Raw genomic sequence first — 16,700 nt, 5'->3', positions numbered from 1 at the left:
TGTGCATTTTTCCGGAGTAGGTTCGTGCCGAACCATCTGCCTGAATAGGTCATTCATGCCCCTGGCTCGGTTAGTTTACTGAAATCATCTATGTTTTACATGATCATATATACAGCAGTTGAATCATCAAACTTAATTTCTAGGAGGAAGTCAAGTGGCAATCAAAAGAGCACTGATCAGCGTGTCCGACAAAACGGGCATCGTCGAGTTCGCAAGCGAGCTGGCGAAGCTGGGCGTTCAAATCATTTCGACGGGCGGTACGCAAAGTTTATTGAAGGATAAAGGGGTACCGGTCATCGGCATCTCCGAAGTGACAGGCTTCCCGGAAATCATGGACGGACGCGTGAAGACGCTGCACCCTGCCGTACACAGCGGGCTGCTGGCCGTTCGCGACAATGAAGAGCACCAAGCGAGCATGAAAGAGCTCGGCCTGGACTACATCGACCTGGTTGTCGTAAACCTGTATCCGTTCGCGCAAACGATTGCGAAGCCTGACGTGACGTATGAGGACGCGATCGAGAACATCGACATTGGTGGTCCTACGATGCTGCGTTCCGCTGCGAAAAACCACGCTTTCGTCACGGTTGTCGTAGATGCTTCCGATTACGCGAAAGTGCTGGAAGAAGTGCAAGAGACTGGGGACACCACGCTGGACACACGTAAACGCCTGGCGGCCAAAGTGTTCCGTCACACCGGCTCCTATGATGCCTTGATCGGTGACTACCTCTCCGGTCTGCAAGGTGAGACTTACCCTGAGCGTTACACAGTTACGTACGAAAAAGTGCAAGACCTTCGCTACGGCGAGAATCCGCACCAAACGGCGGCGTTCTACCGCAAACCGAATGCAGCGGCAGGCAACATCACGACAGCTGAGCAGCTGCACGGCAAAGAGCTCTCCTATAACAACATCAACGACGCGAATACGGCGCTGCAAATCGTCAAAGAATTCAGCGAACCAGCCGTCGTTGCGGTGAAACATATGAACCCTTGCGGCGTGGGCATCGGCACGAACGTGCTGGAAGCTTACCAAAAAGCGTATGCAGCCGACCCAACGTCCATCTTTGGCGGTATCGTAGCGGCAAACCGTACGATTGACGAGGCGACCGCGCAATTGCTGCATGAGATTTTCCTAGAAATCGTCATCGCACCTGACTTCTCTCCGGAAGCGCAAGAGATCCTAGCGAAAAAGAAAAATATCCGCCTGCTCAAAGTGAGCGGTTTGGACCAAATCGCCGGCAAGGTTGCACAGCCGGTTGTAACGACAGTCGAAGGCGGCATGCTCGTACAAGACAGCGACGCTTACCAGCTTGCTGAGAGCGATCTGAAGGTCGTTTCCGAGCGTCAGCCGACGGAAGAAGAGCTGAAGCAGTTGTTGTTCGCCTGGAAAGTTGTGAAACACGTGAAATCCAACGCGATCGTGCTGGTTGCTGACGATATGACAATCGGCGTCGGCGCGGGTCAAATGAACCGCGTAGGCGCAGCGAAAATCGCGATTGAGCAAGCGGGCGACAAAGCAAAAGGCTCCGTGCTTGCGTCCGATGCCTTTTTCCCAATGGGCGACACGCTGGAAATGGCGGCAAAAGCCGGCATCACGGCGGTCATTCAACCAGGCGGCTCCATTAAAGACGAAGATTCCATCCGCGTTGCGAATGAGAATGGTATTTCGATGCTGATGACGGGCGTACGTCATTTTAAACACTAAAATAAACTCAGGATGCTCACGATCGAGAGGCTGACCGTGGGCATTCCACTTGAAAAGGGGTATTCGAGCGATGCGTGTATTAGTGATTGGACGTGGCGGGCGCGAGCATGCCATTGTATGGAAGCTGAGTCAGAGCCCGAAAGTCAGCAAATTGTTCTGTGCGCCGGGCAACGGCGGGATTGCGACTTTGGCCGAGTGCGTGCCGATTACGGAGCTGCAATTCGAGGAGATCTCCATATTTGCCAAGGAAAATGCGATCGACTACGTCATGGTAGCGCCTGACGATCCTTTGGCAGCGGGCCTTGTCGACCATTTGGAAGCGAACGGCATTGCCTGCTTCGGACCGCGCGCGAATGCGGCGATTATTGAGGGCAGTAAGGTTTTTATGAAGCAGCTGCTCAAAAAATACAACATCCCGACGGCGGCATACGAATCGTTCACCGACTATGAGTCGGCGCTCGCGTATCTGCGTTCGCAGAAGGCGCCGATTGTCATCAAAGCAGACGGTCTGGCAGCAGGCAAAGGCGTGACGGTCGCACAAACGATGGAAGAGGCTGAGGCTGCACTGAGCGACATCATGGTAGGCCAAGTGTTCGGTAAATCCGGCGCAAGCGTGGTTATCGAAGAGTTCCTCACAGGGCAAGAAATGTCCTTGCTGGCATTCGTAGACGGCTCGACCGTGCGTTTGATGGTGCCTTCGCAGGACCATAAGCCGGTCTTTGACGGCGATAAAGGCCCAAACACAGGCGGCATGGGCACATACTCCCCGTTGCCTCACGTACCGGACAGCATCGTGCAGGAGGCGCTTAAGAACATCATCCAGCCGACGGCGGATGCGATGGTGAGCGAAGGCCGTCCGTTCAAGGGCGTGCTGTATGGCGGACTTATTTTAACACCGGATGGGGTCAAAACGATCGAGTTCAACGCGCGCTTCGGGGATCCGGAGACGCAGGTGATTTTGCCGCGTTTGAAAACGGACCTGATGGACATCATGCTGTCCATTAACAACGGCACGCTGGCGGAGCAGCCGATCGAGTGGAGTGACGAGGCGGCGGTGTGCGTCATCGTGGCTTCGCCAGGATACCCGGCCTCGTATCCGAAAGGTCTGCCAATCACAGGCCTTGACGACGTGAAGGATGCGCTGGTTTTCCACGCTGGCACGGCGGTGGAGAACGGCCAAATCGTCACGAACGGCGGACGCGTGCTGGGCATTACCGGTCTTGGCAAAGACATCGTCGAAGCGCGTGAGAAGGCGTACAGCATCGTGGATCGGATTCATTTTGAGGGTAAGCATTACCGGACGGATATTGCGCTGAAGGCATTGAAGTAGAAAGCAAGGCGAACGTGCTGGCACCTGTAAGGATGCGAGCGGGTCTGCCAAGTGGCGGATGGCTGCTCAGAAACCTCTGAGGTAAGCGCAGCACGGCATGCAAGAACAGCAAACACAGTCATCGAGAAAGCGGAGCGCCTTGGCGGACGCGCGATGGCTGTGTTTTTTTGATGAGTGAGCTCCCCATCGCTAAGAGGGTCTGGCCCCTGCTAAGGAGGCGGAAAAGAACAATTATGCGGAGTTAAGAGGGTATAAACCCTTCTAAAGTTCGCGGAAAGCGACAAAATGGGCAAATTTCGCATTCCTAAGAGGGGCTAGGCCCTGCTAAGGCAGGGAAAAAGTGATGTTTTGCCGTGCTAAGGGGGCTTAGCCCCTGCTAGGCTTGCGCTCAACTCTAACCTAGCTCTATCGCAGACAAAGGACCGTCGTCGCGATGGGCCGGCGATGCAGCGCGCGTTTAGGTTTCGCGCATGTTGGAGTACGACCGGGTATGCAGCTTCTTGTCTACCAATCGGCAGACCACTAGCCTAGTTACTGATCGCTCCAGCCGCGGATGTATTTGTCTTTGTTCTTGTACACGAACCAGATGGCGATGAGGGCGCCGAGGATCAAGCAGATCGACAGCCAGCGGTCGGTAATGAAATGCCAAAGTGTTGTCATGAGAAACCTCCTGGACGGAAGTGTGATGTGAGGTTAGTTTGAGGTGTTGGGGGTAAAGTTATGCAAATGTGGAAAAGAGGCGTGTGCAGCACCGCTGTGGTGGTGCTGGTTGTGGTCGCGCTTGCCGCGTGCTCGGCTCGCGACGGGGCCGGCGCGCCGGCGGCCACGGGCACGCCGGCGGTAAGTGTGAGCGCCGCGCCTAGCGGCGGCGCGGGGCTGGCTGGCGGCGTAGCACCGCCAGCGACGGTTGGCCCGGCGGGCGAAGCGCCGGGCACCGGGGATGGGGCTGCGGCATCCGCGCAGCCAGCAGGAGCCGCAGCGAGCGAAGCCGCTGCTGGGGGTGGTTCGGCGGCCGCCGCGCAAGCGGCCGCGGCGGCAAACCAGGCCAGCTCGCCGGTGCGCGCATCCGGCAAGCTGGTCATGCTCGACCCCGGCCATCAGCGCCGGGGGAACAACGAGCCCGAGCCCGTGGGGCCGGACACGCGCGAGACGAAGGCCAAGGTCAGCTCGGGCACGACCGGGGTCAGTACAAAGAAGCCAGAGTATGTGCTGAATCTGGAGGTGTCGCTCCTCCTGCGCGACGAGCTACAGCGACGCGGCTTCGAGGTCGCGATGACACGGGAGACGCATGACGTCGACCTCAGCAACAAGCAGCGCGCGGAGATGTCGAACGAGGCGGGCGCTGCGCTGACCGTCCGCATTCATGCGGACGGGGACGGCTCGGCGAGTACCCGAGGGTTCTCGGTGCTGTACCCGTCGCCGAGCGTAGCGGCGACAAAGCCGATCGCCGCGGAGAGCAAGGAAGCCGCCTCGTTCATGCTCGCCGGACTACAGGCGGCCACAGGTCAGAAAGGCCGCGGCCTTTCGGCCCGCGAGGATCTGAGCGGGTTTAACTGGTCGAAGGTGCCGGTGGTCCTGGCTGAAATCGGCTTTATGACGAATCCCGAGGAAGATAAGCGCATGTCCGAAGCAGATTACCAGCAGCAGTTGGTGCAAGGGATGGCGGATGGGATTGAGCGCTTTTTGGCGGGAAAATAACGAAAATATTAGACAAGGTACCCTGCAGCGTATATACGAACAGTCATGTTGTCCCTCCTTAAAAAAGAGGAGCAATGGGTCTGGTGTATGTACATTGCAGGATTTTTTTTATTTTCAGCAGGTTCCCCTCGGGTTTATGGGCATTTGGGTGTTTCCAAAATATAACAATATACGAGCTATTTCGACAAATATATGGGCCTTACTAATACTTTTCTAAAATATATATGAGATAATACCTAGGAACGAGGATTTACATCAATAATCCTAAATGAATATTAGGTATTAAGAACTAAAATTCCATTACTTTTGTAGGATATTGATGAACAACTAAGAAAAGGGGAATGATCGTTGAAGAAACGTCGGAAAGTCGGATTAGCCAGACTACTGATTGCTGCGCTGTTACTGCAGTATATCCCTCTCTTACACGGTGGGGGGAGTGTGGCTCAAGCTGCAGGTGGGAATTCCGTATTTGGAAGCACCACAGTGCAGCGGAATACATATGAAACCGCCACCCAAATTACAGATTACACCTGGAAAAGGGTGACCAATAATTTATCACCTGCTGCCAGACAAGCCTCTTCCATGGTCTATGACGAGCAAGCTGATAATGTGGTCATGTTCGGAGGCCAGGGGAATAGTGAACTTTTCAATGATACTTGGATCTGGGATGGCAAGCAGCAAACTTGGCAGGAAATGCTGAATCGCAACCCGGCTCCTTCCAAAAGAAAAGGGGCCGCTATGGCTTATGATGCAGTAAGTCAAAAAGTTCTTTTATTCGGAGGTGAAGGCGACGCTCAGTCCGGTGTGCTGGGGGATACTTGGCTATGGGATGGCATGACGGCGCAATGGGAGAAACTAACAGGGCTCTCTGATTCTCCGTCAGCCCGAGGCGGTGCACAGCTTGCTTTTGACGGCGAACAACTGGTCTTGTTCGGCGGTTATACGGGAAGCGGAAACTCGGAGACACCGCTAGGGGATACATGGCTTTGGGATGGAACTGCAAAGACATGGACGCAAGTCAATCCTGCGCAGTCTCCTCCTGCTGCTTACAGCGGGCAGATGGCTTTTGACGGCTGGACAGCTGTGCTGTACGGCGGTAATGCCGGCTCGATCACGAAGAGCTATACGAGCACCGGTTTGAATCCGAATATAACCAAGTCGATCACGCACGATGACAGCTCCCCTTTATTGTGGAAGTGGGATCGTGGGGCACAGACATGGACATCGACCAATGGTCCGGAGGGTTACGGCCGTTGGGGCCAAGCGATGGCGTACGACGGTCGACGCGTTGTGTTTTTTGGCGGTGAGCGGGACTACGTTCACGAAAACAATCTTGTATTGGTTAAAAACCTGAAGCTGCCAACGACCACTTATCCGCCTACGTTCGGGAGTATGGCGTATGGTTGGAAGGGAAATGGTTGGGAAAGGGCTCCGGTCAAAGTTACAATGGAGACGATGTACAAGAGCAATAAGGATGACACAGGAAGAGTGTTTGAAGTCCAGGGGTATCCCAATCAGCTACCTTTTCCTTTAAGTTATGCCAACATGGCTTTTGATGGCAAAAATTTCGTCATGTTCGGCGGAAGCCGCAGTGAAATTGATGTCATGGATAGAGTTTTCGGCTCTGTGGTATCGACTGAGGCTGCGGGTCTCAGAGCTGAAACCTGGGTGTACGGTTATACACCACCGTCAGCGCCGGGGGTCAAGTTTACAGTAGATCCTATTTATTTTTTTGATCCTCAGTTCAAGGATGATACCGTGAGTGTTATTACTAACGTCTATGATGACGGGACGAGAACCGTTTCTTCACGAGGCATCGAGTACCGCACTGTTTCAGAAACGGGTGACCTGGGTGAATGGATTAAACTACCTTATACAACGGCAATTAAAGAAGGAGAAAGCTCCTTCACAACTGTTTTAAAAGGGCTCGTCTGGCATCAACTCTATCAAGTCCGTGGTTATGCCGTCAATGTGATCGGCACAGGCTATACGGACACAGTTGAAGTCAAGCTAGACGATGATAAGAAGAATGTGAAAGTACCGGATGTCGTCTACGACCGTGTCGGGGCTTCGGTTCTCCATGTGAAAGACAAGACGCGATTGGTTGCCGTGGGCACGGGGATTAGCAGTCTGCTGCGTAAGCCGCTCAGCGACATTCATTATTACTTGCAAGGCGCAGACGGTACACAGTATCCGCTGGATTACAATATTTTAAGCGACCGGCAATTGGAACTAACTTGGGATAGTCAGAAAGTGAATGTTCCGCCTGGCAAATATGATGTCCATCTGGAGCATGACTATTTTAACGATTATGTATTTAACGAAGGTCTGATGATAACCGCACTAGATTTCTACAAGCCGCGAAACTTCGCTAGAGTCGATGTGCCTAGTTCGTCGGCCAGCAACGAAGTGAATAGTCTTGGCGTGCAAGGACCGTTCACGGAGGACCCGTCGGCTCCTGGTGTCTACGTTCTGAATGACACGGCCGAACCGGTCGTGATCAATGATTCCGTGATGTTCAAAGGTACCAGCCTTGTTGTGGACAAAACGAAGGTTCCAGCAAACATCACCGGCAATGGCCGCTTATACATCAATAGCGGCGGGGCACAAGGGCCAAATGTATCCTACACGGTTCAAGACGGGCCGTTCACGATCAGTTCAGACCATTTCGCGATTGCCTTGAGCGATTCAGCAGCGACGGACTATTTGAATATGGATATGCCGGTCAAAGCCAGCTCGCTCATTTTTACAAAGGATGGCTTACGTCTAACTGGCGACCTGGAGATCGGCTTGCAAGTAGGGACGCAAAAAGTCAAGCAAACCGTACCGGTGGATGACCTGAAGTTTCGCAATAACCGGTTTGATTTGACAGGCAATTTTACGATGACGAATAGCTTCAAGATCGGTCCGATCAACGCTAACGATACGAAGTTTGTCGTCGATAGCCGCATTCCTTATGTTGGTGTTACTGGTACAGGCAGCTTGCCGAATACGAACATCAGCTTCGATCTCTATATGAAGACCAAACAAGGAAGATTGGACAGTGTAAGCTTCGGCATGTATCGGAAGATGAAGCTTGCGTCGACAGGCCTGCAAGTTAACTACTTGTTCGGCAACGTGGACAAACTTGCGGAAAAAACGCAAATTCCTCAGACGTTCAGCGTGACAGGATCTGTGAATGATGTGATTGTCCCTGAATTAAAGCACCCGCAGGTCGACTACAAGTTCAATCTGATCGGTACAGATTCGATTGATGTCAATCTCTCTAACTTCGGCTTTACTGCGAGTGGAACGGAATATTACTACTGGCTGCCTGTGAAGAACATGGAGATGCAAGCGGTCGTGAACCCGGCAACAGCGGGAATTAAAGGGTTTTCTTCCCCTGGTTTTTCCTCGAAGGGTGATATCAATCTGTTCGAAGTGTTGAAAGGCGCTTTTGGGGCGTACTCATTTAATCAAAAAGGATTTGCCGGCGTGATTAAAGGCACGGTTTATGTGCCCAAAGGGATTCCGCGTATCGGCGGAGCAACCGTCAGTAACGTGACGCTCAGCGTGAATGAAAACGGAATTGTCGGCACGTTCCGACATAACGGTATTGGCGCGAACCTGAAATATACGTTTAAGAACAATACGATTTTGTTTGAAGTGGAAGCAGAACCGCCTAAGAAGTCATGGTGGGAGAAGGGCCTTGATTTCGTGAACAATGTATCTGATTTTATGGATGCAGCCGAACCATGGCTTGACTTAGCGGAAGAACTGCTCCTGAAGAAAGATTCGGGGGGCGAGGTTCGTATCGCTGCTGCAAATCCGCTTAAGCGTGTTTTTGATTTAAAACCGGTGAGCTTGACGTTCCAGCCGGATGCGCCGATGCATCTTGATACTAAGGCGCGCGCTCTGGACGGGCAGTTGACAACGGTGGATCGAACGCCGTTACTCACCACGGAAACCAAGGCAAGCGGCGAGTTGACGACTTCCTTTGAAGTAGATCGACCTTACACAGCGCTTATCGTTCTAACTGGAGATCAACGTGCTGCGGTTCTGAAAGCCAAGGCATCCGGGCAGGATTATGGACAAATCATACGCCCTGAACTGACTTATGATGCCGACGGCCAGAAAACCTACATGCGCGTGCCGTTGTCTGCAGGGAATTGGAGCCTGACGACAGCCAGCAATAGTCACATCCAAGTGAACGAATTGTTATTTGCCAATGAATCGCTGAAGCTTAGTGAGGTTGCCACGCTTTGGGCGGCAACGCCGGATCGTTCGGTGACATCGTTCACGATGAAAGAGCGTGGAAGCTACGTACTCACCGTCAATGAATCGCAGGGCGACGTCATTGTGTACAAGCCGGACGGACGGCCTTATCATCTCCAAGCGGCTCAAAGCGACCCGGATTGGAATACGTTCCGCGATGCAGACGGAAATCAGCACATTTTGCTGGATGCAGTCGAAGCCGGAACGTGGATGATCAGCGCGGGCAAGAGCCCAACTGCGGCGCTCAGCAGTGTACCGTCGAAGTCGAAGATTGGCGATGTTCAGCAATGGATGCAGGAGCAGGCCTATCCTACGGTTTTTGATATGACCAAGACAGATAACGGTCAAGCCATTGTTGAAATTTATGGTGCGAATGCGGGTACCAAGCTGTATGCACCGAACGGGGATCTTTATGCTTTGCAGGCTGACCCGATGATGCCGGGTATGAATGTCCTGTATGACGAGTCGCAACAGAAGAAGACGATTTTGCTGGACGGTGTTGAACTGAAAGGACAATGGAAAGTTGTAAGCAGCGGTTATACCAGTGTGGTTGCCTACAAGTCCACAAGAAAGTTCAAATCCATCAAGCCTCTTACAATGGAAGGTCGTTATGGCAAATACTTTGATATTGCTGAAAAAGGTGACTATCTGCTGACGGTCAGCGGCGGGAATGCCAACACTGTGATTACTGCACCGGATGGTATGCCGTATAAGCTGAACTTTGATGCACCGGATGGCAATGCCTATTTGCAACCGGCGTCAGACCGCGTATCGAGCGGCAGCTCGGGCGGAACTGCGCTGGAGTCGACCGTGATCACGACGCCAAACCCGGCGACAGACGGTAAAGATACGCTTTATGTATCCCTCCTGAATGTACCGGCAGGCAAATGGATGATCCAGAATGCGACGAAAGTCGATGTGCAAATCCAAAAATTAATTCCGCAAGCCGCGATGAAGGCATCGGTATCCTCCGTTGCTGGCGCGGAAAATCGGATTGCTGTCACATGGGCAGCCGAGCATGCAGCTCCGGATACGCAGGTCACGATGATGCTAACGGACAGTGCCGATCAACAGATTGGCGAAGTGATCCAAAGCGGACTGCCTGCTTCCGGTAGCAAAATCGTGGATCTTCCAGCGTCCTTGCTGCCAGGCACTTATTATCTGTCCGTAGCCGGTACCCAAGCTGACAAAGCGCCGGTGTATGCGATTGCCGAAGGCACAGTAGAAGTGACTGCGCCAGTTTCTCTAAGTAAACCGGAGCAGCTTGAGGTGGTTTCAACGGGGAATGGAGAAATTTCACTTCGTTTTGCGTCAATAGCCGGAGAGGTTACAGCTTACCGAATCTGGGCAGGTGCGGAGGGCCATGTGCTTGTTCCGACGATGGAGATAGCGCCGCAACCGGGGAATGAGCAAAATGCCGTTATTTCCGGCTTAACGCCTGGAAAGTTGTATCACATTGCCGTTTCTGCAATGGGGCAAGAGCAAGGTCGGATCGTGCTCAGCCCGCAGTCTGAGCTTGTCTCGACAGAACTGCCTGTTCCGCAACCGGCGACGCTGGCAGTAACCGTTGATGCTGGAGCGCTGCCTGTCACTGAACAAGCCTATGCGGCCTATGATGGAAGTGAAGGGATGCTGCTGGTAACGGCAGCCGAACAAGCATCCTTGCAAGTGGGCGCCAATCAAAACGGCAACGTGACGCTGTCCGTGAATGGGCAGACGTTTGAAAGCCAGCAAGTAACAGCTGGAGGAGTTGCAACTTTTGTTTTGCAGGATCTTCTTCAAACGGCTGTATTAAAAGAGCGGGAATATAACTTGTTGATCGAAGGGGTCAACGAGCGCGGCGACCGCAGTTCAGTGTACCGCAAGCTGGTGATCGACCGCACTGGACCGATGCTGATCGCTTCCGGAGGACCGGATGCGCAAGGCCATCCGATTTCACTGAATGGTACGGTGACCGAAGACAGCCGGATTTACATTACCGGTCAAACAGACGCGGGAGCCAACCTTGTTGTGAATGGGATTACGGTTCCACTCGATGACAAAGGGAAGTTTGATTACTATGCACCTTTGGAATGGGGAGCGCAGACGGATCGTATATCGTTCGTGATGACAGCTTCAGACCTGGCTGGTAACCAAACGAAGTATGGCTTTGAAGTTATCCGTGGGCTGCCAGGTGCAATTCCGACAACGCCTAGCGATCTTGCGGCGCTGACGGTTAGCAACGCAACGATGAATACGCCTTATCGATTTGGGACAACCGTTTATCAAGCCTTAGCCCTGTCGGAAAAGGTTCGCGTCTATGCCGTCCCAATGGCCGCCTCTTCTGTCGTTACGATCGATGGGCAGACGCTTCCTGCCAGCGGTTTTGTGGATGTTACTGTACCTGCGACCGGAAAATCGGTATCGATTAAAGTCCATTCTGCTAGCGCGGGAGATAAAATCTACGCCCTCAGTCTCGATGGAACAGGCTCTAATGAAGCAGGACTCAGTAATTTGAAGCTGAAAGACGCAACTTCCTCGCCAACGGGAGCTGCTCTTCCAGCCCAAGCTTTCACAGGGGTCGAAGAAACATATACCGTTTATGTAGATAACGAGGTAGCGTCCGTGATGGTAACACCAGACGCACGGAAGGCAGGTTCAAGCATTCAAGTGAAAGGTCAATCCGTGCAGAGCGGCCTGGCTTCCGGAGCGATTCAGCTGCAAGTCGGCGAGAATCAGGTTCCTGTGGCTGTAACTTCTCCGGACGGTTCGGAAACAAGACATTACCAAATCGTTGTCGTGCGTGAGCCAAGCGGCAATGCGCAGCTGCAAAGCTTAGGAATTGCTACGGATGGAGCGGAGCTGGTATCCACTTTTAGCCCAACGGTTCTGCACTATGATGTCATTGTACCTGTTGCTGCTCAAACGTTGGAGCTTCTCCCCGTTGCCGAGCACAGCGGTGCGTCGATTCGCATCAATGAACAGAGCTTAACGGGTGGAATGCTATCGCTGCCGTTTACGAAGGATGCGCAAACATTTGCCATTGAAGTCACGGCGCAAGATGGTACGGTGCTCACGTATACGCTTGACATATTGCGTAAGCAGACAACACCGGTACAGCCGCCTTTGCTGGACAGCTTGCAGGCAGCTACGATCTTGGATGGCGCTTTTTCACCTTATAAGCTGAAGTATGGTACGATTTCAACAACAACGAGCTCGTATACGAACATAACGGCGATTCCTAATGATCCGAATGCAACGGTAACCGTACAGAAAAGAACTCAAAAAGGCGGCGGTAATTTTGCAGCTGCCCTGGCGTTCGGTGAGAATACGATTATCGTGAACGTAGAATCCGCTGACCTCAAGTCTTCGCAGACCTACTCTATTGATGTAAAACGTCTAGAGGAATCAAGCAGCAACAACAATATTCGCCAAACGACGATTGTTGGGGGGACCGGCGGTTGGACGCTGCAAACTGCCATCGAACGGACCAAATCGACAGATGGCAAATCTCTCGATACGGTGAGAGTGGGGACCTCTGATGCACGTACGATTCTGGAAAAGGCTGCTCAGAATAAAGACAATGTTGCTCGTATCTATGTCTCGGATTTGCCTGACGATCCTGCAGATGAACGGATAGTAAGCTTAAATGCCGATTCTGTAAGTTTACTTGCTGGCGGGGGCATGTCGATGCAGATCCAACTGCCTGATGCACAGATCGCCATCTCGTCTGCATCTCTGCAACAAATGAGCAAAGACGGCAAGGATGCTTACTTCCGGATTGTACCGGTTCGTGCTGAAGCCGAGCGCAGTGAAGTGACATCACGTGTACTGTCTGCTGACCTTGTTGTGAAAGAAAGTGGGGGACAATCCGTCTCCATCCTGAATCAACCAGTCAAAATTGAAACAAACTATGCGGGATACAAGACGGAAATCGTGTTCCCGCTTACGAGCTTGAGCCTGCCGCAAAATACAGCAGCGGCCAAGCAGCTTCTGGATAGTCTTGCTGTGTACATTGAACATAGCGACGGTGAAAAGGAGCTTCAACGCGGAGAGATCCGCTATGATGCGGATGGCACACCAATTGGTATTGCCATCGTCATTGATAAGTTCAGTACGTTTACAGTGATTCAGAAAAATGCGGCTGGAGCGCTTAAACCTTATATCTCCGGTTATCCGGACGGTACGTTCCGTCCAACCCATGCCATTACACGTGCGGAATTGGCAACGATTCTGAATCGTATTGGCGCGAACAGCGGGAAGAAGGAAGCCATCCAGACCAAAGCTGGCGGGTATCTTGATGTTCCTAAAGGGCATTGGGCGGAAGAAGCAATTCTGGCTGTGCAACGTTCCGGTTTGATGCTTGGTGATGACACCGGGTTCCGTCCGGACGATGCGATAACCCGCGGGGAGATGGCCAGCATTGCGGCTAGGATGCTTCAGGCTGCTGCAGCCGCAAGCTCCTCAAGCGTCGCTTACAGCGATACGCAAGAACATTGGGCTTTCGAAGCGATTCGACTAGCTTCACAAGCAGGCATTCTGCAAGGCTATGACGACGGAACATTCCTGCCTGACAACAAGTTAAACCGCGCAGAAGCCGTGAAAGTATTGAACCGCTTGTTCGATCGGCCAACGGCAGATAGGAAGATTTCCAGCTGGCCGGATGTTTCGCAAGACAACTGGGCACTTCGTGAAATTGAGTCGGCCTCAGGCACTGTACAAGTGTTGGCGGACGGCAGTGTTTACGTGGTTCCCTCGCATTAAAATATATGGAATGCAAAAGCCCTTGAGCCGAATAGGTTCATGGGCTTTTTGTTAGGGCTGAACAAAGAGACTTGCCCCTTGGATAGTGGGTGACGAATGTGGACATGGTTGTTTTTGCGGGTGTACCAGTTTTTTTGGGGGAAATCGGTCAAATAGCGATACACGCTGCAATAAAATGGTCGAAAGACGATAATAATGAAAATATACAATTAGGCATGACTTGGAAGGCTAGAAAGGAGGTTGTGTGCATGCTGCCGACATTTTTTATCTCGCATGGACATCCGGGATTGGCGGCGCAGGAGGACGGGTTCACGGCGTTCCTGCTCAGGCTCTCGGGCAGCCTGCCGAAACCCCAGGCGATTGTACTATTCAGCGCGGGTTGGGAGAGTTCGGTGCAAAAAATCTCCACCGCCATTGAGCCGGTAACCCTGCATGGCGGAGCGGCGGAGGCGGACCCTTTTCTGGCGCTACATCAGTATCCGGCCAAGGGTGAGCTTACGCTGAGCTTGCACATCAAGCAGCTGCTAGAAAACGAAGGCATCGGCTGCGAGACGGACGATGAGCGGGGAGTGGACTTTTGCGCGTGGGGGCCGCTCTCCATTCTGTATCCGGATGCGAACATTCCCTTGGTGATGCTCTCGGTGAATCCGCGGCTTACGGCGGAAGAGCAGTACCGGATCGGTGCGGCATTGGGGCCTTTGCGGGAGCATGAGGTGCTGATCGTGGGAAGCGGGGGGACGGTGTATAACTTGGCGAAGCTCGATGAGAATAATCCCGTGCCGCCGGAATGGGCGGTGGCTTTCGAGGAATGGGTGGCGGAGCAACTGGAGACGTGGAACGTAGACGCGCTCTTTCGCTACGACGAAAGAGCCCCATATGTCGAGGCTGCGGTGCCGCTGCCGGGGCATTTTGCGCCGCTGCTGCTTGCCATGGGCGCGGGAGAAGCGTCGCGGCGCGCGAAGCTGCTGCATCACAGCTTTCAGTTGGGGGCGCTCAGCTTGAGCTGCTGGATGTTCGGCGGGATGAAGCTTGAGAAGAAATAGCCCTACTCCAAAAACCTCGCTCTGTCCGAGGCGGTGGGGAGCATGCAATGCTCGGCTTGGCCGAACCAGCGATAGCGGTTGCGCGCAATGTACGCATAGCCCAGGTTGCGAAGCGGTGGTGGGATCAGGATGGCCGCATAGCATAAAGGCCAAGCACCGCGCAGGCGTCTGGCAATCCGCAGCGCCGCTGTGGATCGGGTGTAGGCGCGCCCGGCCTCGATCAGCACGATGGTGTTCAGCCCATCGACAGGCAGGCCGTGCTCTTCCAGCAGTCTACGGCCAATATCCGATTGCAGGGAGGCAAAACGAAACAGGCCTCGCGGATCTCGGCGAAGGATGAATTGCACGGCGCCGCTGCAAAAGTTACAAAGGCCGTCGAATAAAATGATGGCGGCATCGTCCCGGAGTGTCTGCATGAATCCGCCTCCCTTCACTTCGAGTACGTATCTCTTATTATACGTGAACATCGCAGGAGGGCAAAGCGGGTTCGTTTTCGCTGTGTACGACTCAGGCGGCGAGTTGAACGTCGAGCGGCGCTAAACGAGCAGAGAGCTCGACATGCTCGTCAACGGGGTTGACGAAAATAGCGCGAAGCTGTATAGTCTTTATATACCCATACGGGTATATGTAATTAATTTGACGCGATTAGTCAAAGGCCAGACTGCGAATTTTTTTTGCGCTTTCATATACCCCATGGGGTATATGAAAATGATCCTCAAGGTTTGGCTTACACTTTTTACTTTAAACACACATCTATTCCTTACCTGGAGGGGTATCACGATGAATGAAATGACACAGCTACAAGGCATGTCGTCAGAGGTTTTGGCAAGAAAAGTGCTGAACCGGGAGCAGGTTTTTATTTTGGATGTGCGCAATGAAGAGGATCATGCCAACTGGCGAATTGAAGGCGAAGGCGTCAGCAGGCTGAATGTGCCTTATTTTGAGCTGATGGATGGGGTAGAGGCTGTTCTTGACCGTCTGCCGGCTCATCAGGAGATTGTGGTGGTCTGCGCCAAAGAGGGGTCTTCCGTCTTCGTGGCCGAACAGCTGCTGGAGGCAGGCGTCACCGGGGTTTCGTATTTGATGGGCGGGATGAAAGCATGGAGCGAACAGCTCATGCCTGTCAAGGTTGCCGATCTGCAGGATGGCGGCGAATTGTTTCAGTTCCTTCGGCTCGGAAAAGGCTGCCTGTCTTACATGGTCATCTCATCGGGCGAAGCCGCGGTGATCGATGCCGTCCGAATGACGGACGCTTTTGAGACGCTGGCTAGAGACAAGAAGGCGACAATCGTCCATACCATCGATACGCATCTTCATGCCGATCATATTTCGGGCGGGCGTCAACTGGCGGAGAACGCGGGCGGCTCTTATTGGCTCCCTGAGAAGGATGCCGATGAGGTGCAATTTTCGTATCACAAGCTGGAGGAAGGCGGCGTGCTGACAGTCGGCACAACGTCCATTCGCTTGCAGCCGATCTATTCGCCGGGCCACACCATCGGCAGTACGTCATTGATCGTTGATGACCGGTATCTCCTCTCCGGGGACATTCTGTTTGTCGCCTCGATTGGCAGACCGGACCTGGCCGGCAAAGCGCAGGACTGGGTAGGCGATCTCCGTACAACTCTATATGAACGGTATCAGGCGCTTTCCGAGGATCTTCTCGTCCTGCCGGCGCATTTTGGCAGCATGTCGGAACTGGGTCCAGACGGGATCGTCTCCGCTCGGCTCGGCGATCTGTTTGCGAGCAATCCCGGACTCCAAATTGCCGATGAATCCGAATTCCGTCGCACCGTATCGGAGAATCTGCCGCCGCAGCCGAATGCCTACCAGGATATCCGCCTCACAAATATGGGGCGGATTGCGCCGACGCCGGAGGAACAGCGGGACATGGAGATCGGACCGAACCGCTGCGCAGTTCACGATGTATAGA

At 53.3% G+C, this 16,700-nt stretch carries 8 protein-coding genes; 6 read left to right on the top strand and 2 right to left on the bottom strand.

Annotated features, from left to right (window positions below; translation table 11 throughout):
- Positions 1–154 precede the first annotated feature (154 nt).
- Positions 155–1,702: a bifunctional phosphoribosylaminoimidazolecarboxamide formyltransferase/IMP cyclohydrolase gene (gene purH / locus EJQ19_RS10345; RefSeq protein ID WP_126141139.1), complete on the top strand. Its 1,548-nt coding sequence runs from the start codon at positions 155–157 to the stop codon at positions 1,700–1,702.
- A 70-nt stretch (positions 1,703–1,772) separates the two neighbouring features.
- Positions 1,773–3,032, top strand: a complete 1,260-nt coding sequence (purD, locus tag EJQ19_RS10340; RefSeq protein ID WP_126141138.1) for a phosphoribosylamine--glycine ligase — start codon at positions 1,773–1,775, stop codon at positions 3,030–3,032.
- 531 nt (positions 3,033–3,563) lie between these two features.
- On the opposite strand, the gene EJQ19_RS32820 is transcribed toward purD, so the two are convergent.
- Positions 3,564–3,692: a hypothetical protein gene (locus EJQ19_RS32820; protein WP_277600938.1), complete on the bottom strand. Its 129-nt coding sequence runs from the start codon at positions 3,690–3,692 to the stop codon at positions 3,564–3,566.
- A gap of 60 nt (positions 3,693–3,752) precedes the next feature.
- On the opposite strand from EJQ19_RS32820, the gene EJQ19_RS32495 reads away from it, so the two are divergent.
- From EJQ19_RS32495 to EJQ19_RS10325, 3 genes are all read left to right on the top strand, one after another.
- On the top strand, positions 3,753–4,730 hold the full coding sequence (locus EJQ19_RS32495; RefSeq protein WP_241242835.1) for an N-acetylmuramoyl-L-alanine amidase family protein: 978 nt from the start codon (positions 3,753–3,755) through the stop codon (positions 4,728–4,730).
- A gap of 348 nt (positions 4,731–5,078) precedes the next feature.
- Positions 5,079–13,727, top strand: coding sequence for a cadherin-like beta sandwich domain-containing protein (locus EJQ19_RS10330; protein ID WP_126141137.1), 8,649 nt, complete (start codon positions 5,079–5,081; stop codon positions 13,725–13,727).
- 248 nt (positions 13,728–13,975) lie between these two features.
- Positions 13,976–14,770, top strand: coding sequence for a DODA-type extradiol aromatic ring-opening family dioxygenase (locus EJQ19_RS10325; RefSeq protein WP_126141136.1), 795 nt, complete (start codon positions 13,976–13,978; stop codon positions 14,768–14,770).
- 2 nt (positions 14,771–14,772) lie between these two features.
- On the opposite strand, the gene EJQ19_RS10320 is transcribed toward EJQ19_RS10325, so the two are convergent.
- Complete coding sequence (locus tag EJQ19_RS10320; RefSeq protein ID WP_338143326.1) at positions 14,773–15,237, bottom strand: thiol-disulfide oxidoreductase DCC family protein; 465 nt, start codon at positions 15,235–15,237, stop codon at positions 14,773–14,775.
- Between the two features lie 322 nt (positions 15,238–15,559).
- Here EJQ19_RS10320 and EJQ19_RS10315 point away from each other — a divergent pair, with 322 nt between their 5' ends.
- Positions 15,560–16,699, top strand: a complete 1,140-nt coding sequence (locus EJQ19_RS10315) for an MBL fold metallo-hydrolase (RefSeq protein WP_126141149.1) — start codon at positions 15,560–15,562, stop codon at positions 16,697–16,699.
- The last annotated feature ends 1 nt before the right edge of the window (position 16,700 follow it).

Source organism: Paenibacillus whitsoniae, from assembly GCF_003955665.1.
GTDB classification, from domain to species: Bacteria; Bacillota; Bacilli; order Paenibacillales; family NBRC-103111; genus Paenibacillus_E; species Paenibacillus_E whitsoniae.
The sequence above is the reverse complement of the archived record's forward strand: the minus strand, read 5'-3'. Positions and strand labels throughout refer to the sequence as shown.